Origin of the sequence: Streptomyces sp. KR80, from assembly GCF_052245555.1 — a bacterium.
Lineage (GTDB): Bacteria > Actinomycetota > Actinomycetes > Streptomycetales > Streptomycetaceae > Streptomyces.
The window spans coordinates 216442-242104 of sequence record NZ_JBQQCD010000001.1 but is presented as its reverse complement, the minus strand read 5'-3'; the positions used below and the strand labels follow the sequence as shown (position 1 = coordinate 242104).

Genomic DNA, 25663 nt, shown 5'->3' with positions numbered 1-25663 from the left:
CGAAGGCCGAGGAGGGGCGTGATGGGCGATCGCTGGCACATCGAGGTCGACCGCGGCATCTGCATCGGGTCGGGCATGTGCGTGAGCACCGCCCCCGACGGCTTCACGCTCGACTCCGCCCGCCAGTCGCACCCGGCCGCCTCGGAGGCCCCCGCGGCCGAGGTGCTGCTGGCCGCGGCCGAGGGCTGTCCTGTCGAGGCCATTGTGATTCGCATTGGTGACACCGGAGAGGCGGTCTTCCCACCCCCCGAATAGTGCTTCTACCTGCGGTAACCTATGAATTCCTCATAGTTGCTCGATTACAACTGTGACTGTTCTCCCCCTCCGGCGGCGTGGAAGTCTCTGAGCCATCACCGCCGAGGGGGGAACGATGATCAAGGGTTACGCCGTCTTCTGCGACGCCGACCGGTACTTCTACGACGCCCCCCATCGGCCGTCCGCGAACGGGGAGGCCGGAGGCGGGCTCTACGAAGCGGCCCGGCGCCAGGCGCCCGCGGGATGGCAGCGGCACCGCTCCGGCGACTGGCTGGCGTTCCGCCCCCGAGACGTCCGACTGCCCGGCCAGGGCTGGAAGATCCACCTCTCCGCCTGTCCGGACAACGCGGAGAAGGTGCTCGCCGGAGTCTGGGACTACTGCGTGCCCAGAGGACACGCGTTCAAGTTCCTGCCGAGCCGGTACCTGCTGCACACCCGCAACGCGAAGTACGCCGACCGCGGCAGCAGCGGGAAGTTCATCACCGTCTACCCCGCCGACGACGAGCAGTGCCGCACCATCGCCGAGGACCTGGCCACGCTGCTCGCCGGTGAGCCGGGCCCGTACATCCTCAGCGACCTGAGATGGGGCGACGGACCGGTGTACGTGCGGTACGGCAGCTTCACCGAGCGGCACTGCTACGACGACCAGGGCGAGCTGCGCCCCGCGGTCGAGGACGCCGAGGGCCGGCTCGTCCCCGACCGAAGAGGCCCGGCATTCCACGTCCCGGAGTGGGTCACGCTCCCCGCCTTCCTGCAGCCGCACCTCGCCGCCCGCTCCGCCACGAAGGTCGCCGGCGTTCCCTACCGGATCGAACACGCCCTGCACTTCTCCAACGGCGGTGGGGTCTACGCCGGGCGGGACGTACGGACCGGCGAACGAGTCGTCCTCAAGGAGGCCAGGCCGTACGCGGGGCTCGCCGCGGACGGCGCCGACGCCGTCACCCGGCTGACGCGGGAGAAGAGCGTTCTGGAGCAACTGTCCGGGCTGCCCCAGACACCGGAGGTGCTCGACTGGTTCGGCGTCGACGACCACCGCTTCCTGGTGCTCCAGTTCATCGAAGGCAAGCCCCTCAACAGCTTCTTCGCCCGGCGGCACCCGCTGATCGAGGCCGATCCGAGCGCGCGGAGCCTCGCGGAGTACACCGAATGGGCGCTGTGCATATACGGGTTGGTGGAAGAGGCCGTCGCAGCGGTGCACGCGCGCGAAGTGGTCTTCAACGACCTGCACCTGTTCAACATCATGGTGTCGGAGGACGAGTCCTCCGTGGTGCTGCTGGACTTCGAGGCGGCCGCTTACATCGACGAGGGACGCCGCCAGGTCATCGCCAACCCGGGCTTCGTCGCGCCCGCCGACCGCACCGGCTTCGACGCCGACCGATACGCCCTCGCCTGTCTGCGCATCGCCCTGTTCCTGCCCATGACCAGCCTGTTCGCCATGGACCGCGGCAAAGCCGCGCACTTGGCCGAACTGGTGGCCGAACAGTTTCCGGTGCCGCGCGACTTCCTTGACGAGGCCGTCGCGGAGATCGTCCGTGACCCCGGCGCACCGGGCCCGGGGAGGGGCGGGCCCGGTGCCGCCGCGAGCGGCTATCTGCCGGTCGACCTCCACGACTGGCCGCGCAGCCGGGACTCCATGGTCCGGGCGATCCTCGCCTCGGCCGTATCGGATCGCGACGACCGCTTCTTCCCGGGAGACATCGCGCAGTTCGGCGCCGGCGGCGGAATCTGCTTCGCCCATGGCGTGGCCGGAGTGCTCTACGCCCTGGCCGAAACCGGGAATCAGCGGTGCACGGCGGCCGAGGAGTGGCTGCTGCGGCAGACGGAAGAGCCCGCCTCCGGCACCCCGCTCGGCTTCTACGACGGCCTGTCCGGCGTCGCCTGGATGCTGGATCGGCTGGGGCACACCGGCCGCGCCCTGGAACTGGTCGACCGGGTCACCGCCCAGAGCTGGGACCACATCACCCCCGACCTGCACAGCGGACTGTCCGGCATCGGCCTGGCACTCGACTCACTCGCCACCGCCACGGGCGAGAGCGCCCTGCACGACAAGGCGCTGCGCTGCGCCGAGTTGGTGGCGGACAAACTCGGGGCAGGCGCTCCCCGGGCCGGGCTGCTCCACGGCGCCACGGGCGCCGCCCTGCTCTTCGTCCGCCTGTATGAGCGCACCGGGGACCCCGTGCTGCTCGACCTCGCCGCCGACGCGCTGCGGCGCGACCTCGCCCGCTGCATACGCGGTGCCGGTGGGGCCCTCCAGGTCGACGAGGGCCGACGCACCATGCCCTATCTCGGCGCGGGCAGCGTCGGCATCGGGATGGTGCTCGACGACTATCTCGCCCTGCGCGACGACGAGCAGTTCGCGCGGGCTCGGAGCGAGATCGTACGGGCCGCACAGGCCAGGTTCTACGCGCAGCCGGGGCTGTTCCGCGGCACCGCGGGCATGGTCCTGTACCTGAGCCGCACCACCGCGGGCGGCCCCGGGACGTACCAGGCCGAGCTGCGCCGCCAGATCGGCGCGCTGTCCTGGAGCGCCGTCCCCTACCAGGGCCAACTGGCTTTCCCCGGCGAGCAGATGATGCGCCTGTCGATGGACCTCGGCACCGGCACCGCCGGTTGCCTGCTCGCCCTGGGCAGCGCGTTGCACAGCAGCCCCGTACAGCTGCCCTTCCTCCCGCCGCTGAAGCGGCGCCCCTGAAGCCGGCCCGTCGAGGGCCGAAACGAAAGAGCAAATTGATATCTCATCTAAGGAGCGGAACCGCCATGACACTTCTCGACCTGCAGACGATGGAAACCCCGAACGACGAGCCCTCGGGTGAAGCGACCGCCCCCAGCCAGGCGAGTCTGCTGCTCTGCGGCGACAGCAGCCTGAGCGTCACCACCTGCAGCTGAGGTGAGGTCGCGGCCCCGGGTGGAGCACCGCCCGGGGCCGCGACCGACGCCCTGTGCCCCTCTTGTGAGATCCCGGTCCACCGACGCGAGGACGTAACCGCCCATGGCGACGCACCCCCGGATGAAAGGTGTCGGCGGTACCGACCCTGCCTCCTCCGCCGTGGACGCCGACCGCCTGCTGGTCCGCACGGTCCGCCACAGCGCGGGCCGTACCGTGATGCTCTGTCTGCTCGGCTCCGCCGCCTCCGCCGTGGCCGTCGCCCTGCCCACCGTGCTGGGGCGCATCCTCGACCTCGTCCTCGACGGGGGTGACGATCTGCCCGGCTGGCTCGCGGCGTGCGCCGCCCTGATCGCCGGGGAGGTCGTCCTCGACGCCCTGGTCGCGTACGCCACCGGCACCACACATGCCCGCAGTACGGCCTGGTTGCGGCGGCTCGGCGTGCGCCACCTGCTGGCCGTGGGGCCGAGCCGCGCCGCCCGCTTCGTCCCCGGGGATCTGGTCACCCGGCTGACCGGCAACGCGGCCGAGGCCGGCACCGCGCCCGCGACCGCGGCCACCGCGCTCGCCTCGCTCATCACCCCGGTCGGCGGTCTGGTCGCGCTGGCGCTGATCGACATCTGGCCGGCCGCGGTCTTCTGCGCCGGTCTCCCCCTACTCGTCCTGCTGCTGCGGGCCTTCGCCCGTGGTTCCGCCGACAGCGTCGCGCGCTATCAGCACATCCAGGGGACCATAGCCGCCCGTCTCGTCGAGACCCTCGGCGGTGCCCGTACGGTGGCCGCCGCGGGCACCGTAGAGCGCGAACGCCGGCGGGTCCTGGCACCGCTGCCCGAACTCGGGGCGCAGGGGCGGCGCATGTGGCAGGTGTACGGGCGGGCCGTCGTCCGGGGCGGAATCCTCATGCCACTGCTGACCACCGCCGTCCTCGCCGTCGGCGGCGTACGGCTCGCCGCCGGGGGCATGACCGCCGGTGAGCTGCTGGCCGCCGCCCGATACGCCGCGCTCGCCTCCGGTATCGGCGCCGTGACCGGGCAGTTGGCCGCACTGGTGCGCAGCCGCGCCGCCGCAGGGCGGATCGCTGAACTGCTGGCCGTGCCCCCGGTGCGGTACGGGAGGCGGGCGCTGCCCGCGGGCGGCCCCGGCAGACTCGAACTGCGGCAGGTAACCCTCGCAGCTGGGGGTGCGCCCCCAGGGGGACGATCACCGGTGCTGCGCGGAGTCGACCTCGTGGTCCCGGGCAATACGACCATGGCCGTGGTCGGGCGCTCCGGTGCGGGGAAGTCCGTACTGGCCGCCGTCGCCGGCCGGCTCGCCGACCCCGACAGTGGTCAGGTGCTGCTGGACGGAGTTCCGCTGGCCGAAGCCGACCCCGCCCAGCTGCGCCAGGAGATCGGCTACGCCTTCGAACGGCCCGCGCTGCTCGGCGACACCGTCGCCGAGGCCATCGGGTTCGGGGCGTACGAACCCTCCGCCCGCCGGATCGAGGCGGCCGCCCGCGCGGCCGGCGCGGACCGCTTCGTCCGGCTGCTCCCCAGGGGATACGCCACCGAGCTCGCCGACGCCCAGCTGTCGGGCGGAGAACTCCAACGGCTCGGACTGGCACGTGCCTTCGCGCACCCCGGGCGGCTGCTGGTGCTCGACGACGCCACCTCGAGTCTGGACAGCACGACCGAACGGGAGGTGGGCCGGGCGCTGTTGCGCGATGTGCGGGCGTGCACCCGGCTGCTCATTGCGCACCGGGTCTCCTCCGCGGCCCGCGCGGACCTGGTCGCCTGGCTGGAGGACGGCCGGGTCCGCGCGGTGGGGCCGCACGACATGCTCTGGGAACTCCCGGACTACCGGGCGGTGTTCGCCGGCTCCAGTGAGGGCCCCGACGAGCTCTTCGACGCGTTGTCCGACGAGGACTTGGGCGAGAGCTTCGGCCAGGACGTCGGCGAGACCTCCGGCCAGAGCCGGGCCGCCGTGGACGAGAGCGGGGGCCGATGACGGCGCGGGGGCCGCTGCACCGGATCTTCCCGCAGGCATGGCGTTTCCTGCGCCGCAGGAAACGCGTGCTGATCACCCTCGGCGGCTGGTCGCTGCTGGAGTCGGCGCACAGCTTCCTCGGCGGCTACGGCGTGGCCCAGGCCCTGGACCGCGGCTTCCTGGCCGGGAACACCGGCGTCGGACTGCTCTGGCTGTCCGTGGCCGCGGTGGCCATCGTCGTCGGTGCCCTTGCGGGCCGTGGGGTGTTCGGGGGCTTGGCCGACTTGGTCGAGCCGCTGCGCGACGGGCTGCTGCGCACGGTGGTGTCCAGGGCCCTGCGGGAGGCGGTTGCCGAACCGGCCAGGGCGGACAGCGCGGTGGTCTCCCGCCTCACCCATCAGACGGAGATCGCCCGGGACAGCTTCGCGGGGCTGGTCCTGGTGGCCCGGTCCTTCGTCTTCACGACGGCCGGGGCGCTGCTCGGCCTGGCCGCGCTCGAGCCCCGCCTGCTGCTGGTCGTCCTGCCGCCGCTGCTGCTGGGCCTGTTGCTCTTCCTGGCCGCGCTCGCCCCGACGGCCGCCCGCCAGCGGGAGTTCCTGGCGGCCGACGAAGGGCTGTCGATGGGGTTCGGCGCGGTGGCCGCCGGCCTGAGGGACGTCGTGGCGTGCGGCGCCCAGGACCGTACGGCCGGGCAGGCGAGCCGGCTGATCGAGGCCGAAGCGCGGGCGGCGCGAGCACTCGCCCGGTGGGCCGCGGCACGCTCACTGGCGCTCGGCGTGGCCGGACATCTGCCGCTGGTGTTGCTGCTGCTCGTCGCGCCGTGGCTGCTCGGGCAAGGGGTCACGGCGGGTGCGCTGTTCGGTGCGCTGACCTATCTGACCCAGGTGCTGCTGCCCGCGCTGCGCACGGTGATGACCGCGCTCGGGGCGGCGGGCACGCGACTGGTGGTGGTCCTCGACCGGCTCACCGGACCGCCGGCCGTGGCTGACCGGCTCACCGCGCCCCCGGCCGCGGCTGCCGCCGAGGTACCCCGTCGCGGGACGGCGGCGCAGCCCCGGCCGGGTGGGCTGCGCGGTCCGGGCGCTGCGCGGGTGGAACTGCGGTCGCTGACCTTCGCGTACGGCGCGGGGGCGCAGCCCGTACTGCGCGACCTCGACCTCGTCGTCGAGCCTGGCGAGCATGTGGCCGTCGTCGGACCCAGCGGCATCGGCAAGTCGACTCTGGCCGGGCTCGTCGCGGGACTCCTGGAGCCCGTCCGGGGCGAAGTGCGGGTGCACGGCGAGCCGGTGCGCGGGCGCGCGGCGGACGAACTGGCGCGGCTGCGCGTGTTGATCCCGCAGCAGGCGTACGTCTTCACCGGCAGTGTGCGCGAGAATCTGCTGTATCTGTGCCCGGACGGTGCGCCGAGCGCGGCCGTGGACGCCTCGGTGGCGGCTGTCGGTCTCGGCCCGCTGGTCCACCGGCTCGGGGGGCTTGACGCCGTCGTCGATCCCGGGGCCCTGTCGCAGGGTGAGCGGCAGCTCCTCGCCTTGGGCCGGGCCCATCTCTGCCCTGCCCCGTTGACGTTGCTGGACGAGGCCTCGTGCGGGCTGGACCCGGTGGCGGAGGCGCGCGCGGAGCGCGCCTTCGCCGAACGCCCCGGCACCCTCATCGTGGTCGCCCACCGCATCAGTTCGGCCCGCAGGGCCGACCGGGTGCTGGTCATGGACGGCGCCCGGGCGGTCTGCGGGCGCCACCACGAGCTGCTCGACGCATCGGCTCTGTACCGGGATCTGGTAGGCGACTGGAACGCCGGGCGCGGGTGACGCGGCCGGCCGTCCCTCGCCCCTGAGAGATACCGCCGCCGGGATCATTCGCAGTGCGCCGAGCTTTAGCCCGGCGGTGATGCGGGTCTCGGACCCTTTGACCTCAGCATTAGGCACGGATCTGCACTGGTGGCCTCGGCTCAGGACGGGCCGTTCTGCTGCTCTGTCTACGGGCGGACGATCGCCAGCGGGCCCCGCCGACCCAACTGGCGACGTAGGAGCCGGACCACAGCTTGTTCGCTCGCCAGTATTGCCGTGGGAGGTCGGGGAACTCCTGGCGGAGCCACGCGAGCTGACGCCCTTGAGGGAGTTGACCAGCTTCGAGACGGCGATCGTAGGCGGGAAGTTCTCGAGCAGGTGGACGTGGTTGCCCGCCATTGAACTCGACCAACTCCGCCTCGACTTCGCCACAACACCAAGTCCATGGAGGAGGAGAACAAGCAGCGTGGATGCCGCTGTATACCGCGATATCTCATAGTACGGTGATCGATATGAAGCTCCGGTACAACATGCGCGTGTACCCGAGCCCTTCTCAATGCGTGGAGCTGGCGAAGGCGTTCGGGTGCGCCCGCGTCGTATGGAACGACGGCCTTCGCCTCCGGCGCGACGCCTACGCTCAGGGTCTGCCGCGTCCGAAGGCGGCCGAGCTTTCCAAGCAGGTCATCACCGAGGCGAAGAAGACCCCGGAGCGGGCCTGGCTCGGCCAGGTGTCCGCTGTGGTGCTGCAGCAGTCGCTGCGGGACCTGGAGACCGCCTATAGCAACTTCTTCGCCTCGAAGGACGGCAGCCGTAAGGGCCAGAAGATGGGGCCGCCGAGGATGAAGAAAAAGACCTCCAGGCAGGCAATCCGGTTCACCGCCAACGCCCGCTTCTCGATCACCCCTGGCGGGGAGCTGCGTCTGCCGAAGATCGGCGACATCGCGGTCCGCTGGTCCCGGCCCTTGCCCTCAGACCCGTCTTCGGTCACGGTCATCAAGGACCCGGCCGACCGGTACTTCGCTAGCTTCGTAGTCGAGGCCGACGACAAGCCTCTCCCGGAACTGGACCCGGAAGAGACCGACACCGGCATCGACCTGGGCCTGTCCTCCTACGCCGTCCTGCGCGGCAGGAAGATCGCCTCCCCGAAGTTCTTCCGCCGTCAGGAACGCAAGCTTAAGCGGGCCCAGCGCAAGCTGTCCCGATGCCAGAAAGGATCCAACAACCGGCGCAAAGCCAAACTTGCTGTCGCCAAGATCCATGCCCGCATCGCAGACCAGCGGCGCGACTTTATCGAGCAGGAAACCATCCAGGTAGTCCGTGAGAGCCAAGCGGCCTACGTGGAGGAGCTGAACGTGAAGGGCATGGGCACCCGGCGCGGGAAGCTTGGCAAGAGCGTCCACGACCAATCCCTCGGTATGTTCGCCCGCACCCTCGAAGCCAAGTGCGCACGGTACGGACGGATCTTCGTCAAGGTCTCCCGCTGGTTCCCCTCGACCCAGCTCTGCTCCCGGTGTGGTGCGCTCACTGGGCCGAAGGGACGCGACCAGCTCCATATCCGCACTTGGACGTGCGATTGCGGAACGACCCACGACCGGGACGAGAACGCCGAGGCCAACATACGCGCCGCTGGACGGAAACTCGCTGCTGAGATGCGGCGGGAGGCGGAGCGTCAAAACGTCTGTGGAGAGCATGTAAGACCCCGCCAGCCGGGGCGGGGCTCGTCGAAGCAGGAACCCACCCGAAGCCCCGCCGCTTACGGCGGCGGGGCAGGCGGGAATCACCCAGCTTCAGTTGGGTGAGGACGTCAAACCCATCCCGCCCCCTGCGATATGCGAATCGCGTCGACGCGGTTGCGGGCCCCGGTCTTGCGGGTGATCGCGGTCATGTAGTTGCGCACGGTGCCATGCGACAGATGCAGTCTCCCGGCGATCTCGGAGACCGAGGCACCTTCGGCGGCGAGCGACAGCACGCTCAGCTCGCGCGGGGTCAAGGGCATATCGGCGGCCTGCAGAAAGTCGAAGGCGAGCGAGTCGTCGACGTAACGCTCGCCGGAGGCGACCTTCCGGATGGCCGCGAGTAATCGTTCCGGCCCCGCATCCTTGTTGACGTAGCCCAGCGCCCGGGCGTCGAACGCGCGCCGCAGCAGGCCGGGACGGCTGGCGGTGGCGAGCACGAGGAGAGCACCGGCCCGGTCTGCCGCGTGCTTGATGAACTCCGCGGCGGCGGAGAGCGTCGCCGAGCCAGGACAGTCCACGTCCACGACGCACACGTGTGGTTGCAGGGACCGCGCGCGGCCGGGCGCGGTGCGCCACGAGGCCGGTACGACGTCGAGATCGCGCTCTTTCCCCAGCAGTGCCACCAGCGCCGACCGCAACAGATGCGTGTCGTGCACCAGAAGAACCCGGATCAACGTATTGCCCCTCCAGCCCTCCGCGTACCGGTCATTTGGTTCGAGCACGTCGTCCCGAGGTCAATTCATACCGGGTTCGTCAAGGGTGCGCGCACGACAAATCGGCCGACGGTCGGCACATCGGCGAGGCACCCGATGTGCCGTCGGGAACGCTCCGGGGGTGTCCGGTTCGCCGTGTCTGTCCGCATCTAACGGGGCGAGTTCCCCGGTGTAGTGAGCAGATCGCGGTCCCGAAGTATGTTCCTCGAGGTATTGGGGAAATCCTTGCTCGAGTTCGTTCGGTGCGCTTGCATGGTGCGCAGAGCGAAACAACGCGAAAACCGCGGATAAGGCTTGGACGTCAGCAGAGGCTTCGACCGCACTTGCTCCGGGGGGAGTGGATGGTGCGCAAGAGTCCTTGACGGGCGACCCCAAGCGGGGCCCGGGTCGATGACCCGGGCCTTCGGCGTTCCCAGACGCGGCGACGGTGCGCCACCTCTGGCCAGCAGCCCGTACGGCGGCCGGCGCTACGGTGAAGCCGACTCTCGGCGCTGCGGTGCCGTGATGTCGATCAGGCGGCACACGGTCTCGATGTCGATCTTCACCTGGGCGATCGACGCGCGGCCGGAGAGCCAGGTGACCAGGGCCGAGTGCCAGGTGTGCTCGATGACCCGGACCGCCGAGAGCTGCTCGGGGGTGGGCGGGGCCTCCAGTCCCATGGCGTCCAGGATGATGGCGGTGGTCAGCCGGGAGACGGTGTCCACCTCCGGGCTCACCGAGCGGTCCGCGAAGGTGAGGGCGCGGACCATCGCATCCGCGAGGTGCGGCTCGCGCTGCATCGCGCGGAAGGCCCGCATCAGGGTCTCCGCGACCCGGGCGGACGGCTCCTGCGCGGTCGGCGGGCGCTTGCGCAGCGTCTCGTGCAGGTGCTGGAGCTGGTCCTGCATGGTGGCCACCAGAAGGTGCACCTTGGACGGGAAGTAGCGGTAGAGCGTCCCGAGAGCGACGCTCGAGATCTCGGCGACTTCACGCATCTGCACGGCGTCGAAGCCGCCGCGGCTGGCCAGCTGGGCGCTCGCGTGCAGGATCCGACGGCGCCGCGCCTCCTGGCGCTCCGTCAGGGGCGCAGCGGGCGAGTTGGATTCCGTGGTCATGTTTCCCATTCCGTGACATCCGGCCAAGGGAGTGGTCCGGACAGCATGGCAGGGGGCGCGTGGTGGCGCGAATCATCCGATCCGGACGGCGCGACGGGGGTCGGGCCGTGGCGTGAATCACCTGATCCGGCCCTCTGCTGCTTCGCTACCTGCCGGTAGATTCGGAGCTCCTCGAGCGATCAAGTCTGTAACTTGTTCTAGATTAGCGCGAGCAGTTACGCTCCGGCGCAACCGCAGTGAGAAGGGGGCCTGAGTGACCGCTGAGGCCGTACAGGCAGCCGTGCTCCGCCCCCCGGCCGGGGCATCCGCGACCGACGACGGCGACCGCCCCCTGCGCATCGCGCTGCTGACGTACAAGGGCAACCCCTTCTGCGGCGGTCAGGGTGTGTACGTACGCCACCTCTCCCGCGAACTGGCCCGGCTCGGTCACACCGTCGAGGTCATCGGCGCGCAGCCGTACCCCGTCCTCGACGCGTCGTCGGGCCCCGGTGGGCTCGGCCTCACCGAGCTGCCCAGCCTCGACCTCTACCGCCAACCCGACCCGTTCCGCACCCCGCGGCGCGAGGAGATCCGGGACTGGATCGACGCCCTCGAGGTCGCCACGATGTGGACCGGGGGCTTCCCCGAGCCGCTCACCTTCAGCCTCCGCGCCCGCCGTCATCTCGCCGCCCGCCGCGGTGCGTTCGACGTCGTCCACGACAACCAGACCCTCGGATACGGCCTGCTCGGCCTGGACCGGCTCGGCTTCCCGCTCGTCACCACCGTCCACCACCCGATCACCGTCGACCGCCGCCTGGACCTGGACGCCGCCACCGGCTGGAAGCGCCGCGCCTCCGTACGCCGCTGGTACGGCTTCACGCGCATGCAGAGGCGCGTCGCCCGGCGGCTGCCGTCGGTCCTCACCGTCTCCGGCTCCTCGCGACAGGAGATCGTCGACCATCTGGGCGTCGCGGAGAACCGGATCCACGTCGTACCCATCGGCGCGGACACCGAGCTGTTCTCCCCGGACCCGTCCGTCCCCCGGATCCCCGGCCGGATCGTCACGACCTCCAGCGCGGACGTCCCCCTCAAGGGCCTGATCCACCTCGTCGAGGCGTTGGCCAAGCTGCGCACCGAGAATCCCCGGGCTCATCTCGTCGTCGTCGGCAGGCGTGCCGAGGACGGTCCGGTGGCCGCCGCCATCGAGCGCTACGGGCTCGACGGGGCGGTCGACTTCGTCAAGGGCATCACCGACCAGGAGCTGGTCGATCTGGTGCGCAGCGCAGAGGTGGCCTGCGTGCCGTCCCTCTACGAAGGCTTCTCGCTGCCCGCCGCCGAGGCCATGGCGACCGGCACCCCGCTGATCGCCACCACCGGTGGTGCCATCCCCGAGGTCGCCGGCCGCGACGGCGAGACGTGTCTGGCCGTACCGCCCGGTGATGCGGGGGCCCTGGCCGCCGCCCTCGGCCGCCTGCTCGACGATGCCGAGCTGCGGCGCAGGCTCGGCGCCGCCGGACGGGAGCGGGTGCTCGCCCGCTTCACCTGGCACCAGGCCGCCGTCGGCACCGTGGAGCGATACCGCGAGGCCATCGCGGTGCAGGGCGGGACGGCGCACGCCCAGCGCTCCGCGGCCGCCCAACTGTCCCGCCGGCGCATCTAGACCGGGCCGCCCCGGCCCGGTGGCGGAGCTTGAAGCCGACGAACGGTCGAGGCCGCCGCAGACGCCGACGGCCGACGCCCGGGACCGGACCCCGGCCACGCCCATGACCCGCCCGATGAAAGTAGAACCGTGCTGACCGTCGATTTCACCCGCTTCCCGCTCGCCCCGGGCGACCGCGTGCTCGATCTCGGCTGTGGCGCAGGCCGGCACGCCTTCGAGTGCTACCGGCGCGGAGCGCAGGTCGTGGCCCTCGACCGCAACGGGGAGGAGATCCGCGAGGTCGCCAAGTGGTTCACCGCCATGCAGGAGGCCGGGGAGGCCCCGGCGGGCGCGACCGCCACGGCCATGGAGGGTGACGCGCTCGCCCTGCCCTTCCCCGACGACAGCTTCGATGTCGTGATCATCTCCGAGGTCATGGAGCACATCCCGGACGACAAGGGTGTGCTCGCCGAGATGGTGCGGGTGCTCAGGCCCGGCGGCCGGATCGCGGTGACGGTGCCGCGCTACGGGCCCGAGAAGATCTGCTGGGCGCTCTCCGACGCCTACCACGAGGTCGAGGGCGGCCACATCCGGATCTACCGCGCCGACGAGCTGCTGCGGAAGATGCGCGAGGCGGGCCTGCGACCGTACGGCACCCACCACGCCCACGCGCTGCACTCCCCGTACTGGTGGCTCAAGTGCGCCTTCGGCGTCGACAACGACCAGGCGCTGCCCGTGCAGGCGTACCACAAGCTGCTGGTCTGGGACATCATGAAGAAGCCGCTGGCCACCCGGGTCGCCGAGCGCGCCCTCAACCCGCTCATCGGCAAGAGCTTCGTGGCGTACGCGACCAAGCCGCACTTGCCGGAGGCGTCCGTGACCGGCGGGGACGGGGCGGGGGTCGGCGCGTGACGGCGCATCGCCGGGGGCCGGGGCGCACCGAACGCCTGGTCCTGCCCGGCGTGCTCAACGCCGAGCAGGCCGCGGTGACGGTGGCCGGCATTCTCGCCGTACAGCGGCCGGACGGCGCCATACCGTGGTTCCGCGGTCACCACCTCGACCCGTGGGACCACATCGAGGCCGCCATGGCGCTGGACGCCGCGGGCGAGCACGAGCGCGCCGAAGCCGCGTACCGCTGGCTCGCCCGGCACCAGAACCCGGACGGCTCCTGGTACGCGGCGTACGCCGACGGGAACGCGGACGAGCCGACCGACCGCGGCCGCGAGACCAACTTCGTCGCCTACATCGCCGTCGGCGCCTGGCACCACTATCTCTCCACGGGCGACGACGCCTTCCTGGAGGCGCTGTGGCCCACCGTGTACGCGGCCGTGGAGTTCGTGCTGGCGCTGCAGCAGCCCGGCGGACAGATCGGCTGGAAGCGCGAGTCCCCCGAGGACGGGGGCACGCCGGTGACCGACGCCCTGCTCACCGGGTCGTCCTCGATCCACCAGGCGCTGCGCTGCGCCCTGGCCGTCGCCGAGGAGATCGGCGAGCCCCAGCCGGACTGGGAGCTGGCGGCGGGCTGGCTCCGCCATGCGATCTGCCACCACCCCGAGCGCTTCCTCGACAAGGACCGCTTCTCGATGGACTGGTACTACCCGGTCCTGGGCGGGGCGGTCACCGGACCCGAGGCGAAGGAGCGGATCGAGGCGGACTGGGACCGCTTCGTCGTGCCCGGACTCGGCGTGCGGTGCGTGGCCGACCGGCCGTGGGTGACGGGCGGGGAGAGCGCCGAACTCGCCCTCGCGCTCTGGGCGATGGGCGAGTCCGAGCGGGCCGTGGAGATCCTCCGGTCGATCCGGCATCTGCGCGCCGACAACGGCATGTACTGGACGGGGTACGTCTTCGAGGACGAGGCGGTCTGGCCGGAGGAGCTCACCACCTGGACGGCGGGCGCTCTGCTGCTCGCCGTGGCCGCGCTCGGCGGAGACGAGGCGACCACGGCAGTCTTCGGAGGCGAGCGGTTGCCGTCGGGGCTGGAACCGGACTGCTGCTGAGCCGGGCCTCGGGCCCGAATCCCCGGATCAGAGCTGGCGGAGGCGGCGGGCGATGCCGTGCCCCACGAAGAGGTACAGCACGGCCGGGATGCCGTAGTTGAGCAGCACGCGCAGCCAGTCCGTGTCCATGGTGAAGAGGTCGCGCGACCAGCTCGCCAGCCAGTCGGCGGCGTCCTCGACAAAGCTCACCAAGTCGTTTGCCGGGTTGGCGTCCAGGATGAACATCAAGATCCACAGGCCGAGGATCACGGCCGCGATGTCCGCGATGGCGGTGATGACCGAAGCAGCGGGTTTGGTCCAGGCGCTTCTCTGAAGGGGCATGCCCAAGTTGTTGCCGGTCTCCAGTGGCCGAAACCTTTCGCGCACCGACGGTACGAAGGCGGAAGATCATCCGTTCAGTTCCGCCAGTACCCGGAGCGTGTCCGGGTCGGGGGCGGTGACCAGGAGGTCCGTGACCGGCCCCTTGCGCCAGAGCTCCAGGCGTTCCGCGATCCGCTCCTGCGGGCCGACGAGGGAGATCTCATCGGCGAAGGCGTCCGGCACCGCGTCGATCGCCTCCGCGCGGCGGCCGTCCAGGAAGAGCTCCTGGACGCGCCGCGCCTCCGCCTCGAAGCCCATGCGGGCCATCAGATCAGCGTGGAAGTTCCGGGCCGCGTGCCCCATCCCGCCGATGTAGAAACCGAGCATCGCCTTCACCGGCCGCAGACCCTCGGCCACGCTCGCACACACCTGGGCCCGGGCCATGGGCGCGATGAGAAAGCCTTCCGGGACGTCCTCCAGCGAGGCCTGGTACACGTCCGTGCGCAGCGGGGACCAGTAGAGGGGGAGCCAGCCGTCGGCGATCCGGGTCGTCTGGGCGATGTTCTTCGGGCCCTCCGCGCCGAGCAGCACCGGCAGGTCCGCTCGGACCGGGTGGGTGATCGGCTTGAGGGGTTTGCCGAGGCCGGTGCCGTCCGGACCGGCGTAGGGGTGGGAGTGGTACCGCCCGTCCAGCTCCACCGGCGCCTCGCGGCGCAGGACTTGGCGGATCACGTCCACGTACTCACGGGTCGCGGTGAGCGGGCTCTTCGGGAACGGACGCCCGTACCACCCCTCGACCACCTGTGGACCGGACAGGCCGAGGCCGAGCATCATCCGGCCGCCGGACAGGTGGTCGAGGGTGAGCGCGTGCATCGCGGTGGCCGTGGGCGTGCGGGCGGCCATCTGCGCCACCGCCGTGCCCAGCTTGATCCGGGAGGTGCGGGCGGCGATCCAGGTCAGCGGGGTGAAGGCGTCGGAGCCCCAGGCCTCGGCGGTCCAGACGGAGTCGTAGCCGAGCCGCTCGGCCACGACGGCGAGTTCGACGTGCGCGGGATCGGGACCGCGACCCCAGTAGCCGAGTGCGAGGCCGAGCCGCATGCGGGTACCTCCGGTGGTGCGTTGCCGGTGCCGCGCTGCGGGCGGTGTCCTCAAGCGCGGCCGGGCTCGATTCCTCGAGCCGAATTAACTGACGGGCCGTCAGGACTGTAAGGGGTGCGCCCGCACAAGACAACGGCCCCTCACCCGCGACGGGTCGAGGGGCCGTGCCGGTTCCGCGTACGTGAGCGGATCAGCCGCGCTGGATACCGCTGGTGTCCTGGAGGATGCCGCGCCGGCCGTCCTGCGTCTGCGCGACGAGCGCCGGGCCGCGCTGGTCGACCGCGAGGTACCAGGTGCCGGGCGCGAGCTCGGCCACCGGCGTGGGCGAGCCGTCCTCGGCGTACAGCGGCCGGGCTACCGGCACCGCGAACCAGAAGGGTGCGAAGTCGCCGCCGCCGGCGGGCCCGGGCTGCCCCGGATGCTGGCCGCCGTACGGCTGTGCTCCGCCCGGCTGCGCGCCGTACCCGGACGGGGCGCCCTGCTGTGCCGGGTAGCCGTAGCCCGGGTTCGGGTTGACGCCGTACGGGGATGGGGCCTGCTGCTGCCGGGGGGCCGGGAGGAGCGGGGCCTTGAGGGCGGGCACGCGGGCGGGCAGCAGCGCGCCCGCGACCAGGACGAGAGTGGCGATCACTCCGAGGATCTGGCCGGAGCCCTTGTCGACGTCCCCGCCTCCGATGAGCGTCCACAGTGCGGTCCAGGCGGCGAACACGGCGAGTGCCATGCCCCACTGCTCGAGGCCGAGCCCGAGGATCTTGCGCTCCGCGGGCTGGAAGCGGGCGGACACGATCAGCCCGGCGGCGATCAGACCGGCGAGGAAGATCGACGGAAGTACCGGGAAGAGCCGGGAGTCCCACGTGGACGGGACTTCGCGGCACAGCGGGCCGTCACAGGAGTAGAAGTCGAGGAACGAGGCGATGAACAGCAACACCGCTGCTCCGATCACCACGCCGTCGCCTCGAGTGAGGGAGCGGATGTTCACGTGAAGTCCTTCTCAGTCTCGATCTGCCGTCGTCGCTGTCGCCGGTACGCGCGGGGCGTGGCGCGGGGGTGGCTCCCCATCGTACGGATGAATCTATCGGCCGGTGTCCAGGGGTGTCCCGAGGTCGAAGAGGTCGGCGCTGCTCCATTTACCTGGGAAATTCCCTGTTCCTTGGGCTATGCCTTCCTTTTCAGGAAACTCCGGATGCCATCAGTGATGCCCTGTGCCGCGCGCTGGCGCCACTTCTTGCTCTTGAGTTGGGCGGCGTCCTGCGGGTCGCGCATGTTGCCGCACTCGATGAAGACCTTGGGGACGGTCGAGAGGTTGAGCCCGCCGAGGTCGGAGCGGACTTTCAACCCCGTACCGCCGCCGACGTAGTCGGAGGGGCGGCTGCCCGTCTCGCGGACGAATCGCCCCGCGATCCGCTCGCCCAGCGCACGTGACGGTCCGACGATGGCCGAGGTGTCGGCGTCGCCCCGCTTCACGGCCGCGGGGAGGATCACATGGAAGCCGCGGTTCCCCGCTCCCGAGCCGTCGGCATGGATGGAGACGGCCGCGTCGGCCTTCACCTTGTTCCCGATCCGCGCCCGTTCGTCCACGCACGGGCCGTACGGACGGTCGTCGTCCTGCGTGAACACGACCTTCGCGCCCTGCCGCTCGAGGAGCGGTCGGATCCGGCGCGCGAGGTCGAGGGTGAAGGCGGCCTCGGTGTAGCCGTCGTTGGTGGACGTACCGGTGGTGTCGCACTCCTTGCGGTGGGTGCCGACGTCCACCCGGCGGGCGATCTCCCGGGAGTGATCGCGGTTGCCGGGGTTGTGGCCCGGGTCGATGACGACGACCTTGCCGGAGAGGGGGCCGGTCCGCGGGCGGGTGGGTTGCTCCGGTGTGCCGGACGTGGGCGGTTTTGTGGTCCTGGGTGGGGCCGAGGTGGTCCGGGTGGCCGAGGGTTGGCTCGAGGGCCGGTTGTCCGCGGGCGGCGGCGAGGGCCTGTCGCCGCCCGCGTGGTCCGATCCGGCAGCCGCCACCTGCCACATCAGCCACCCGGCGAAGCCCAGCGGTACAAGCGTGGCGAGCACGACGAGCAGGGTGTGGCCGCGAAGCGGCCGAGACGCGGGCGGGAAGCTGCCGTTCGACACGTCCGCGATGCTAGCCCCTGTCCGGCCGATCATGCCGGGCTCGCGACGCCTGGCACCGCACGTCGCCGCGTTGTCGTCGGTCGCCGATGGCCCCCAGCTACCGCTGGGAGGTGCCCCCACCGCGTGGACTCCCTCCTCCGCCTTGCGATGCTCCCCCAGCTATCGCTGGGAGGTGCCCCCTGCACCAGACGCCGCTCGCTGATCCGGCCTGACCGACCGGACAGGACCTAGCCCCTGTCCGTGTCGCTCAGCTGCCCGCCGCCGGCTATGGCGTACTGGACCCGGCCACGCGGCGCAGCACGTGGAGGGAGCGCGTGGCGGAGACCTCGGTGAAGGCGCCCGAGCCGAGGGCGCGGCGGTAGACGCGGTACGGCGCCTGCCCGCCGTCTGCCGGGTCCGCGAACACGTCGTGGATGACCAGGAGGCCGCCCTCGGCGACATGCGGGGCCCAGCCCTCGTAGTCGGCCGTGGCGTGCTCGTCGGTGTGGCCGCCGTCGATGAAGACCAGGCCGAGTGGCGTGGTCCAGAGCGCCGCGACCTGCGGTGAGCGCCCGACGACCGCCACGACGTGGTCCTCCAGGCCCGCGCGGTGCAGCGTGCGGCGGAAGGTCGGCAGCGTGTCCATCCGGCCGGTGTCGGGGTCGACGACGGACGTGTCGTGGTACTCCCAGCCCGGCTGCTGCTCCTCCGAGCCACGGTGGTGGTCGACGGTGACGGCGACGGTTCCGGCCTCCCGGGCGGCGTCGGCGAGCAGGACGGTGGAGCGGCCGCAGTAGGTGCCGACCTCGAGGAGGGGCAGGCCCAGCGCCGACGCCTCGACCGCCGCGGCGTACAGGGCCAGCCCCTCGTCGGTCGGCATGAAGCCCTTGGCCGCTTCGAAGGCGGCGAGAATCTCCGGCTTGGGGCTCAGGCCCATGGCCTTCCTCCTGGTCGTGCGGTGGGTGCTGCTCCGGCCACCCATGCTGCCGGACGGGGTGGGGCAGGCTGCGGGCGGGGCCGCTCCGCGCCCGGCGGGACCTCCGGGCCCCCGGCGTCCGCGGCCCGTCGGCCGGGTCGTATCGCCGTACGACGGCGGGCATCCGGCAGCGGCGGCTCGGCTATCTGACATGCCGTCAGCAGTCTTCCCAACTGCTGAGGGGTGCGTTATACATGGGTGCCATCAGCTAGAACGCGTTCTAGGCGGCATGTCCGGGCGCGTTCGGGCCGACCGGAATCGACCCCGGTACGACGACGGTGCGGACGGCCGTGCCGGGGTCTTCAGCACCCCACCGTGGCGAAGGAGCAGCCCCCGATGCCCATCGACGTCGGACGAGCCCTCTCGGCCGAGCCCTGCCGGACGGATCTCGTCTGGGGACACAAGGACATTCAGCTCTACCACCTCGGCATCGGCGCGGGTGCGAACCCGGACAAGGACGGCCCGGCCACCGACCCCGACGAGCTCCGCTACACCCTGGAGAGCAGACTGCACGTCCTGCCCAGCTTCGCGACCGTGGCCGGGGGCGCCCTCGCCGCGGCCGGCGGGCTCTCGACGCCCGGCATCGACGTCGACCTCGCCGCGGTGCTCCACGGCGGCCAGCGCCTGGAGCTGCACCGCCCGATCCCGGTCGAGGGACGAGCGGTCCAGACCTCGCGGATCGCCGCCGTGTACGACAAGGGGAAGGCGGCCGTCATCGTGCTGCGCTCCGACGCCGCCGACGAGGATGGGCCGCTGTGGACCAGCGACACGCTGATCTTCGTACGCGGTGAGGGCGGCTTCGGTGGCGAGCGGGGGCCGTCCGAGCGGCTCGAACTCCCCGACCGGGAGCCGGACCGCACCGCGCTGCGCCCCGTCCGCGAGGACCAGGCGCTGCTCTACCGGCTCTCCGGAGACTGGAACCCGTTGCACGCCGACCCCGAGTTCGCCAAACTCGCCGGCTTCGACAAGCCGATCCTGCACGGCCTGTGCACCTACGGCATCACGCTCAAGGCCGTCGTGGACACGGCGCTCGACGGCGATGTGTCCCGGGTGCGGGCGTACACCACGCGCTTCGCCGGAGTCGTGTACCCGGGCGAGACCCTGCGCATCCGGATGTGGCGGGACGAGGGGCGCGTACAGGTGTCGGTCACCGCGGTCGACCGGGACGACGCCCCCGTCCTCGCCGACACGGTGATCGAGCACGGCTGAGCCTGGGGGTACCCCCTGGGGGCACCACCCAGCGTTAGCTGGGGGAGCGACCTGCACCCGCGTCCGCCGGGCCCCACCCGTCGCCCGGTGCTTCGCGCCGAGAGAGCCCGCGCCGCTGGGGAGCGCGGGCGGGTCCTGCGGCATCAGCCGCTGATGTCAAAGCCTCCCAAGCCCTCTGGGCTGGGGAGGGAAATAGTGAAGGGAGTACACCGTGCGCGCAGCCGTACAGCACGAGATTGGGCAGGACAAGCTCGAGGTGCTCGACGACATCGAGGCGGTGGGGTTCGGCCCCGGGAAGGTCAGGCTGCGCATCCGGGCCACCGGTCTGTGCCACTCCGACGTCTCCGCGATGAACGGCGTACTGCCCCAGCCCGCCCCGTTCATCCCCGGCCACGAGGGCGCGGGCGAGGTCATCGACGTCGGCGACGGCGTGACGAACGTCCAGCAAGGCGACCGCGTCCTGGTCTGCTGGCTGCCCGCCTGCGGCGCGTGTCCCTCGTGCAAGCGCGGCCAGCCGCACCTCTGCCTGGCCGGCTTCATGAACGCGGGCACCCCCAACTTCAAGCGCTCCGGCGGGAGTCCCGAGGACGTCTTCGGCTTCGCGGGAACCGGCACCTTCACCGAGGAAGTGGTCGTCGGAGCGGGGTGCGCCGTGCCGATCCCCGACGACGTGCCGTTCGACATCGCGGCGCTCATCGGCTGCGGCGTCACCACCGGCCTCGGCGCCGCGCTCAACACGGCCAAGGTCGAGGCCGGTTCGTCCGTGGCGGTGATCGGCTGCGGCGGCGTCGGCATCAGCACCATCCAGGGGGCCAGGGCATCCGGTGCGGCGCAGATCGTGGCCGTCGACCCGGTCGCCTCCCGGCGCGACGCGGCGCTGCGCTTCGGCGCCACCGAGTCGGTGTCACCGGAGGAGCTGGCGGATGCCAAGGCCCGTATCACCGGGGGAGAGGGCTTCGACTACGTCTTCGAGGTCGTCGGCAAGTCCGCCACCGCTCGCACGGCCTACGAGACCACGCGCCGCGGAGGCACGCTGTGCATCGTCGGCGCGGGTGCGATGGACGACTTCTTCCAGGTCAGCATGTTCGAGCTGTTCTTCGACGAGAAGCGGATCCTGCCGTCGATGTACGGCGGCGGGGACGTGCTCCGGTCGTACGAGCGCGCCATCGCCCTGTGGCGTGCCGGCCGCATCGACCTCGCAAGCCTCATCACCCACCGGGTCCAACTGGCCGAGATCAACGACGCGCTGGACCAGATGCGCACCGGTGAGGCGCTGCGCACCTGCATCGAGATCTGAGAGGACGACGCGTATGTCATTGCACGGCAGGACGGCCGTCGTCACGGGCGGTGGACGCGGGCTCGGGCGCGCCGAAGCCCTGGAGCTCGCCCGCCTGGGCGCGAACGTGGTCGTCAACGACCTCGGCCGGCCGGGGCGGGACGGTACGGGCGAGGCCTCGGCCGCCCCGGCCGAGGAGGTGGTCGCCGAGATCCGGGCCGAGGGCGGGCAGGCCGTGGCCCACCTCGGCGACGTGGCCGACTTCGAGCAGGCGCGGGCGCTGGTCCGGCTCGCCGTCGACACCTACGGCTCGCTCGACATCCTGGTCAACAACGCGGGCATCCTGCGCGACAGGATGATCTTCTCGATGACCGAGGAGGAGTGGGACGCGGTGATCCGGGTGCATGTGAAGGGCCACTTCAACACCACGCACTTCGCCGCGGCGTACTGGCGCGAAAAGTCGAAGGCGGCGGGAGGCCCGGTCTACGGCCGGATCGTGAACACCTCGTCGGAGGCCTTCCTGGCGGGGTCGGCGGGTCAGCCCAACTACGCGGCCGCCAAAGGCGGCATCGTGGGGCTGACCACCTCGACCGCGCTGGCGCTCGGTAAGTACGGGGTGACAGCGAATGTCATCTGCCCGCGCGCCCGGACCCGTATGACCGAGGACGTCTTCGCGACCGCACCGGCGCCGCAGGGCGGCGGGGAACCGGCGGACGGAGCGCTGGACGTGCTCGCTCCCGAGCACGTCTCGCCGCTCGTCGGCTATCTCGCCTCGCCGGCCGCCGCGCAGATCAACGGGCAGCTGTTCGTGGTGCACGGCGGGATGGTCGCGATCGTCGAACGGCCCAAGGTGGCCGCGAAGTTCGACACGGCGAAGGACGTCTTCGGCCATGAGGAGCTCGACGAGCTGCTGACCCCGTACTTCGCGGAACGCCCACCGAACGAGACCTTCGCCGCGGTGGAGGTTCTCCGGCTGAAGAAGGGATAGCCGGCCCGTACCGACCCATGCCGGCCCGGGCCAACTGACCCCGTGCCGACCGTCCCGGCCCGGCCTTGACGAGCCGGGCCGGGATGACATCGGTGTCGGCTCAGGATGCCTGGTCCGGGCGGCGGTGGCGGCCGTGGGCCGGGGACTGGCTGTCCTCGGATGCCGCCTGGCCCCGGTGCCTGCCGCGGCCCGTCGAGGTCCGGGCAGAGGCGCCCTTGGGCTGGGGCGTGGGGGACCCCGGTGTGGGAGCTTCGGTGGTGTCGGCCCGTGTTTCGGACATGTGGGATGTCACCCCGTCGTATCGCTTCGTGCTGTGCGCATGGGGTGCTCGCAGCGTGTGACCGCGCGTCAACCAGCACCCCACACGAGACCGGTGAGCACCCTTCGGTGCCCGGTCGGTGCAGCTGCGGAGCCCCCACACCGAGTTTAACCAGGGTGATGATCGCGCAGCTACCGGGCCCTGGCCATGGGCGCCTGCTGCAACGGGATCGGCCGCAGGGGCAGCGGTCCGGCCGGATTCGCTGCCGAGGCCGGTGCGCAATCCCGCGCTTGTGCGGGCCTTGCCTGCGGGGCCTGTGGCGCGGGTTCCGTCACCGCGGCCACTCGCGCCAGCCCGCACGGCACATCCGCCGTCGCGTACGGCAGCCGCAGCTCGCCCTTCGTCGTCCACAGCCCGGCTCCCGCCAGCCAGCCGTCAGGCGCGGGCAGTTGGCGCAACTGCCGCTCGGACGGCCGCCAAATTCCCACCCTCCCCCAGCTACCTCCCCCAGCTATCGCTGGGCGGTGCCCCCTGGGAGGTACCCCCAGCCCGCCGCCACCCTCAACGGATGCCCCGTCGATTCGCAGCGCCACCCCGCAGCTCTCCGGCATCAGCATCTGCCCCGGCTGTATGGCGAAGGGCGTGACCGCTGCGCCCGCGAGCCGTAGCGCCTCCGGGAAGCGCACCGGCCGCCTGCTGCCGAGCACCCCCCAGCCCAGTCGGTCGTGCCCGGCCGCGTCGGACCGTACGAGGAGCAGCCCGCTGTCCGGATCGGCCATCAGCAGACGGTCGTTGCTCTCCTCGGTGATCTGCAGCAGAGCGCTGGTCTCGCCGCCGCGGCCCAGATCCACGGCGACGGCCTTCACCCTGCCGTCCGCCGACTCCTGATCGAGGGCGAGCATCCGGCCCGTACGGTCCAGCCATGCGCCACCGCTGCACCGGCCCGGCAGCTCGGCCACGCGCTCCGGGCCGGTGCCTCCCCCGTGCACGAGCCACAGCGCGGTGGACCGCTCGCCGGGTGCCAGGGCGTACGCGAGGGAGCCGCCGGGTGCGGGCGGCAGCAGCGTGAGCCGCTCACATTCGACCGTGCCGAGCGGCAGTTCGCCGGTGCCGGGATCGGTCGGGTAGAGGAGGGCGAGCAGGTGCCGGTCCGCGACGCGGCGGCGGATCAGCACCCGGCCGTCGGCGAGCGGCAGCACGTCGCTGTCGGGTTCCTCCGGCTGGGCGAGGGGCAGCGGCACGGCGTACGGCTCCGGGCCGTCCAGCGTCCAGCGTTCGGGGAACCAGCTCTCCGGCTCGGCACCTCTCACCAGCCGCGCCGCGTAACTGTGGTCCGCGGCGATGGTCATCGGTGCCGGTCGCGCCTGTCGCGCCGTGCCGCCTGCTTCCGTGGCGGTCTCGAGTGCACAGGCCGTCATCACAGCATCACCTCCGGCGACCGAAGCTAGTTTTCGCACTTCCAGCCGACGAACGTGAGTTGCAACGACTTCACACATACGGGTGGCTCTGATCCGGTTCCGCTGAGAGCCGGGGGCCGGTTGTGCTCGTGCCGCGTGATGAGGGTCCCCCTGGGGGACGGAGTCTGGGGGAGCTCGAGGCAGGCTTTGCCTCAGGAGACGGCCGTACGGCAGGCCCCGCGGCCCCGGCCGAGCGTCGGGCGGGCAGTCATCAGGCCATCGGGCCCCCGCGGCCGCTCGCGGGTGCACCCCTGCGAGGTAACCTCTCACCCGTGCCCGCATTGCCTGAAGTCATCGCCGCGCTCGACGCCCTCTGGCCCCCGGAGCGGGCTGAGGACTGGGACGCCGTCGGGACGGTCTGCGGAGACCCGGACGCTGAGGTGCGACGAGTCCTCTTCGCCGTCGACCCCGTCCAGGAGATCGCCGACGAAGCCGTGAAGCTCGGGGCCGATCTGCTGGTCACCCATCACCCGCTCTATCTGCGCGGAACGACGACGGTCGCGGCCGCGACCTTCAAGGGCCGGGTCGTACACACGCTGATCAAGAACGACATCGCCCTGCACGTGGCGCACACCAATGCCGACCGAGCCGACCCCGGCGTCTCCGACGCCCTCGCGGGCGCCCTCGACCTGAGGGTCACCGGCCCGCTCGTCCCGGACCCGGCCGATCCGGCGGGCCGCCGCGGCCTGGGCCGGATCTGCGAGCTCGACGAGCCGATGACGCTCGCCTCCTTCGCCGAGCGGGTCGCGGCCCGGCTGCCCGCCACGGCGCAGGGCGTCCGCATGGCGGGCGACCCCGAGGGCAGGGTCGTCAGGGTCGCCGTCTGCGGCGGCTCCGGTGACAGCCTCTTCGACGAAGTGCGGGCGGCGGGGGTCGACGCATACGTGACCGCCGATCTGCGACACCACCCCGCGTCCGAGGCCCAGCAGCAGAGCCCGCTGGGTCTGGTGGACGCCGCGCACTGGGCCACCGAGTGGCCCTGGATCGAGCAGGCGGCCGCGCAGCTCGACGAAATCTCCGACCGGCACGGCTGGAACCTGCGAACCCACATCTCCCGTACGGTCACCGACCCCTGGACCGCGCACGCCGCGTCCCCTCGTCCCGGAAGCCGGGACACCGCCCGTCCCGGTGCCGCCTCCTCCCCCTCGGTCGACTCGGTCGACGAGACCGACCCCCGTACCACTCGTCCCCACGATTCATCTGGAGCCCCCAACTGAACGCCGCGTCCGCCGACCAGATCCGCCTGCTCGACGTCCAGGCGCTCGATCTCCGTCTCACGCAGCTCGCGCACAAGCGCCGGAGCCTGCCGGAGCACGCGGAGCTCGACACCCTGAACGCCGACCTCGCACAGCTGCGCGACCTGCTGGTCGCCGCCCAGACCGAGGAGAGCGACACCGCCCGCGAGCAGACCAAGGCGGAGCAGGACGTGGACCAGGTGCGCCAGCGCGCCGCTCGCGACCAGCACCGGCTCGACTCCGGGGCGGTGACCTCGCCGAAGGACCTGGAAAACCTCCAGCACGAGATCGCCTCCCTCGCCAAGCGCCAGGGCGACCTCGAGGACATCGTCCTGGAGGTGATGGAGCGCCGTGAGTCGGTACAGGAGCGGGTCGGTGAGCTGACCGAGCGCGTGGGATCCGTCGAGGCCAAGGTTTCCGACGCGACGGGGCGGCGGGACGCGGCGCAGCAGGAGATCGACGGCGAGGTCGCGGCCGTGACGAAGGAGCGCGAGGTCGTGGCGGCAGCCGTCCCGGCCGACCTGATGAAGCTCTACGAGAAGCTGCGCGGGCAGCAGGGCGGCGTCGGCGCGGCCCGGCTCTACCAGCGGCGCTGCGAGGGCTGCCGCCAGGAACTGGCCATCACCGAGCTGAACGAGGTGCGGGCCGCCGCCCCGGACGAGGTGGTGCGGTGCGAGAACTGCCGCCGCATCCTGGTCCGGACGCCCGAATCGGGGCTGTAGCTC

General features: G+C 71.7%; 22 protein-coding genes and 1 pseudogene. 14 read left to right on the top strand and 9 right to left on the bottom strand.

Features of this window, described 5'->3' with window-relative positions:
- Nucleotides 1–21 precede the first annotated feature (21 nt).
- From ACTWQI_RS01115 to ACTWQI_RS01095, 5 genes are all read left to right on the top strand, one after another.
- A complete protein-coding gene (locus ACTWQI_RS01115; RefSeq protein ID WP_443266488.1) occupies nucleotides 22–255 on the top strand; it encodes a ferredoxin in 234 nt (77 codons plus the stop codon).
- Between the two features lie 115 nt (nucleotides 256–370).
- Complete coding sequence (gene lanKC, locus ACTWQI_RS01110) at nucleotides 371–2947, top strand: class III lanthionine synthetase LanKC (RefSeq protein ID WP_443266486.1); 2577 nt, start codon at nucleotides 371–373, stop codon at nucleotides 2945–2947.
- 65 nt (nucleotides 2948–3012) lie between these two features.
- Nucleotides 3013–3141 (top strand): SapB/AmfS family lanthipeptide, encoded by a 129-nt coding sequence (locus tag ACTWQI_RS01105; protein WP_443266484.1) that lies wholly within the window; start codon nucleotides 3013–3015, stop codon nucleotides 3139–3141.
- Nucleotides 3142–3244: 103 nt separating this feature from the next.
- A complete protein-coding gene (locus ACTWQI_RS01100) occupies nucleotides 3245–5125 on the top strand; it encodes an ABC transporter ATP-binding protein (protein WP_443266482.1) in 1881 nt (626 codons plus the stop codon).
- Nucleotides 5122–6909, top strand: coding sequence for an ATP-binding cassette domain-containing protein (locus ACTWQI_RS01095; RefSeq protein WP_443266480.1), 1788 nt, complete (start codon nucleotides 5122–5124; stop codon nucleotides 6907–6909). Before ACTWQI_RS01100 ends, ACTWQI_RS01095 begins: the two co-directional genes overlap by 4 nt.
- Nucleotides 6910–7224: 315 nt before the next feature.
- On the opposite strand, the pseudogene ACTWQI_RS01090 reads toward ACTWQI_RS01095, so the two are convergent.
- A pseudogene (locus ACTWQI_RS01090) lies at nucleotides 7225–7287 on the bottom strand (hypothetical protein); the annotation flags it as partial.
- Nucleotides 7288–7400: 113 nt separating this feature from the next.
- On the opposite strand from ACTWQI_RS01090, the gene ACTWQI_RS01085 reads away from it, so the two are divergent.
- Entirely contained in the window at nucleotides 7401–8687 is a 1287-nt protein-coding gene (locus ACTWQI_RS01085; protein ID WP_443267139.1) for an RNA-guided endonuclease InsQ/TnpB family protein, read from the top strand.
- 5 nt (nucleotides 8688–8692) lie between these two features.
- Here ACTWQI_RS01085 and ACTWQI_RS01080 read toward each other — a convergent pair whose 3' ends face one another.
- On the bottom strand, nucleotides 8693–9298 hold the full coding sequence (locus ACTWQI_RS01080) for a response regulator transcription factor (RefSeq protein ID WP_443266479.1): 606 nt from the start codon (nucleotides 9296–9298) through the stop codon (nucleotides 8693–8695).
- Nucleotides 9299–9804: 506 nt separating this feature from the next.
- Nucleotides 9805–10431 (bottom strand): TetR family transcriptional regulator, encoded by a 627-nt coding sequence (locus ACTWQI_RS01075; RefSeq protein ID WP_443266477.1) that lies wholly within the window; start codon nucleotides 10429–10431, stop codon nucleotides 9805–9807.
- 253 nt (nucleotides 10432–10684) lie between these two features.
- Between ACTWQI_RS01075 and ACTWQI_RS01070 the strand changes: the two genes are divergently transcribed.
- The 3 genes from ACTWQI_RS01070 to ACTWQI_RS01060 all read left to right on the top strand — a co-directional run bounded on the left by ACTWQI_RS01070 (nucleotide 10685) and on the right by ACTWQI_RS01060 (nucleotide 14046).
- Nucleotides 10685–12070, top strand: coding sequence for a glycosyltransferase family 4 protein (locus ACTWQI_RS01070; protein WP_443266476.1), 1386 nt, complete (start codon nucleotides 10685–10687; stop codon nucleotides 12068–12070).
- Between the two features lie 129 nt (nucleotides 12071–12199).
- A complete protein-coding gene (locus ACTWQI_RS01065; RefSeq protein ID WP_443266474.1) occupies nucleotides 12200–12961 on the top strand; it encodes a methyltransferase domain-containing protein in 762 nt (253 codons plus the stop codon).
- Nucleotides 12958–14046 carry a prenyltransferase gene (locus ACTWQI_RS01060; RefSeq protein WP_443266473.1) on the top strand — a complete coding sequence of 363 codons (1089 nt, stop codon included), beginning with the start codon at nucleotides 12958–12960 and terminating at the stop codon, nucleotides 14044–14046. The genes ACTWQI_RS01065 and ACTWQI_RS01060 overlap by 4 nt, the downstream gene beginning before the upstream one ends.
- Nucleotides 14047–14073: 27 nt before the next feature.
- Here the strand turns inward: ACTWQI_RS01060 and ACTWQI_RS01055 are convergent, their stop codons facing one another.
- The 5 genes from ACTWQI_RS01055 to ACTWQI_RS01035 all read right to left on the bottom strand — a co-directional run bounded on the left by ACTWQI_RS01055 (nucleotide 14074) and on the right by ACTWQI_RS01035 (nucleotide 18475).
- On the bottom strand, nucleotides 14074–14367 hold the full coding sequence (locus tag ACTWQI_RS01055) for a hypothetical protein (RefSeq protein ID WP_443266472.1): 294 nt from the start codon (nucleotides 14365–14367) through the stop codon (nucleotides 14074–14076).
- A gap of 66 nt (nucleotides 14368–14433) precedes the next feature.
- Nucleotides 14434–15444, bottom strand: coding sequence for an LLM class F420-dependent oxidoreductase (locus ACTWQI_RS01050; protein ID WP_443266471.1), 1011 nt, complete (start codon nucleotides 15442–15444; stop codon nucleotides 14434–14436).
- 190 nt (nucleotides 15445–15634) lie between these two features.
- Complete coding sequence (locus tag ACTWQI_RS01045) at nucleotides 15635–16423, bottom strand: hypothetical protein (protein ID WP_443266470.1); 789 nt, start codon at nucleotides 16421–16423, stop codon at nucleotides 15635–15637.
- 176 nt (nucleotides 16424–16599) lie between these two features.
- Nucleotides 16600–17559: an N-acetylmuramoyl-L-alanine amidase gene (locus tag ACTWQI_RS01040; protein ID WP_443266468.1), complete on the bottom strand. Its 960-nt coding sequence runs from the start codon at nucleotides 17557–17559 to the stop codon at nucleotides 16600–16602.
- 265 nt (nucleotides 17560–17824) lie between these two features.
- Nucleotides 17825–18475: a class I SAM-dependent methyltransferase gene (locus ACTWQI_RS01035; RefSeq protein ID WP_443266466.1), complete on the bottom strand. Its 651-nt coding sequence runs from the start codon at nucleotides 18473–18475 to the stop codon at nucleotides 17825–17827.
- 375 nt (nucleotides 18476–18850) lie between these two features.
- On the opposite strand from ACTWQI_RS01035, the gene ACTWQI_RS01030 reads away from it, so the two are divergent.
- From ACTWQI_RS01030 to ACTWQI_RS01020, 3 genes are all read left to right on the top strand, one after another.
- On the top strand, nucleotides 18851–19723 hold the full coding sequence (locus tag ACTWQI_RS01030) for a MaoC/PaaZ C-terminal domain-containing protein (RefSeq protein WP_443266464.1): 873 nt from the start codon (nucleotides 18851–18853) through the stop codon (nucleotides 19721–19723).
- A gap of 211 nt (nucleotides 19724–19934) precedes the next feature.
- The gene (locus tag ACTWQI_RS01025) at nucleotides 19935–21020 is read left to right on the top strand and encodes a Zn-dependent alcohol dehydrogenase (protein ID WP_443266462.1); all 1086 of its coding nucleotides are present in this window, start codon (nucleotides 19935–19937) and stop codon (nucleotides 21018–21020) included.
- The gene (locus tag ACTWQI_RS01020) at nucleotides 20902–21987 is read left to right on the top strand and encodes a 3-oxoacyl-ACP reductase (RefSeq protein WP_443266460.1); all 1086 of its coding nucleotides are present in this window, start codon (nucleotides 20902–20904) and stop codon (nucleotides 21985–21987) included. The genes ACTWQI_RS01025 and ACTWQI_RS01020 overlap by 119 nt, the downstream gene beginning before the upstream one ends.
- Before the next feature lie 450 nt (nucleotides 21988–22437).
- Here ACTWQI_RS01020 and ACTWQI_RS01015 read toward each other — a convergent pair whose 3' ends face one another.
- Nucleotides 22438–23664, bottom strand: coding sequence for a hypothetical protein (locus ACTWQI_RS01015; protein WP_443266459.1), 1227 nt, complete (start codon nucleotides 23662–23664; stop codon nucleotides 22438–22440).
- A 311-nt stretch (nucleotides 23665–23975) separates the two neighbouring features.
- Here ACTWQI_RS01015 and ACTWQI_RS01010 point away from each other — a divergent pair, with 311 nt between their 5' ends.
- Nucleotides 23976–24920: a Nif3-like dinuclear metal center hexameric protein gene (locus tag ACTWQI_RS01010; RefSeq protein WP_443266458.1), complete on the top strand. Its 945-nt coding sequence runs from the start codon at nucleotides 23976–23978 to the stop codon at nucleotides 24918–24920.
- The gene (locus ACTWQI_RS01005) at nucleotides 24917–25660 is read left to right on the top strand and encodes a zinc ribbon domain-containing protein (RefSeq protein ID WP_443267137.1); all 744 of its coding nucleotides are present in this window, start codon (nucleotides 24917–24919) and stop codon (nucleotides 25658–25660) included. Before ACTWQI_RS01010 ends, ACTWQI_RS01005 begins: the two co-directional genes overlap by 4 nt.
- Nucleotides 25661–25663 lie beyond the last annotated feature (3 nt).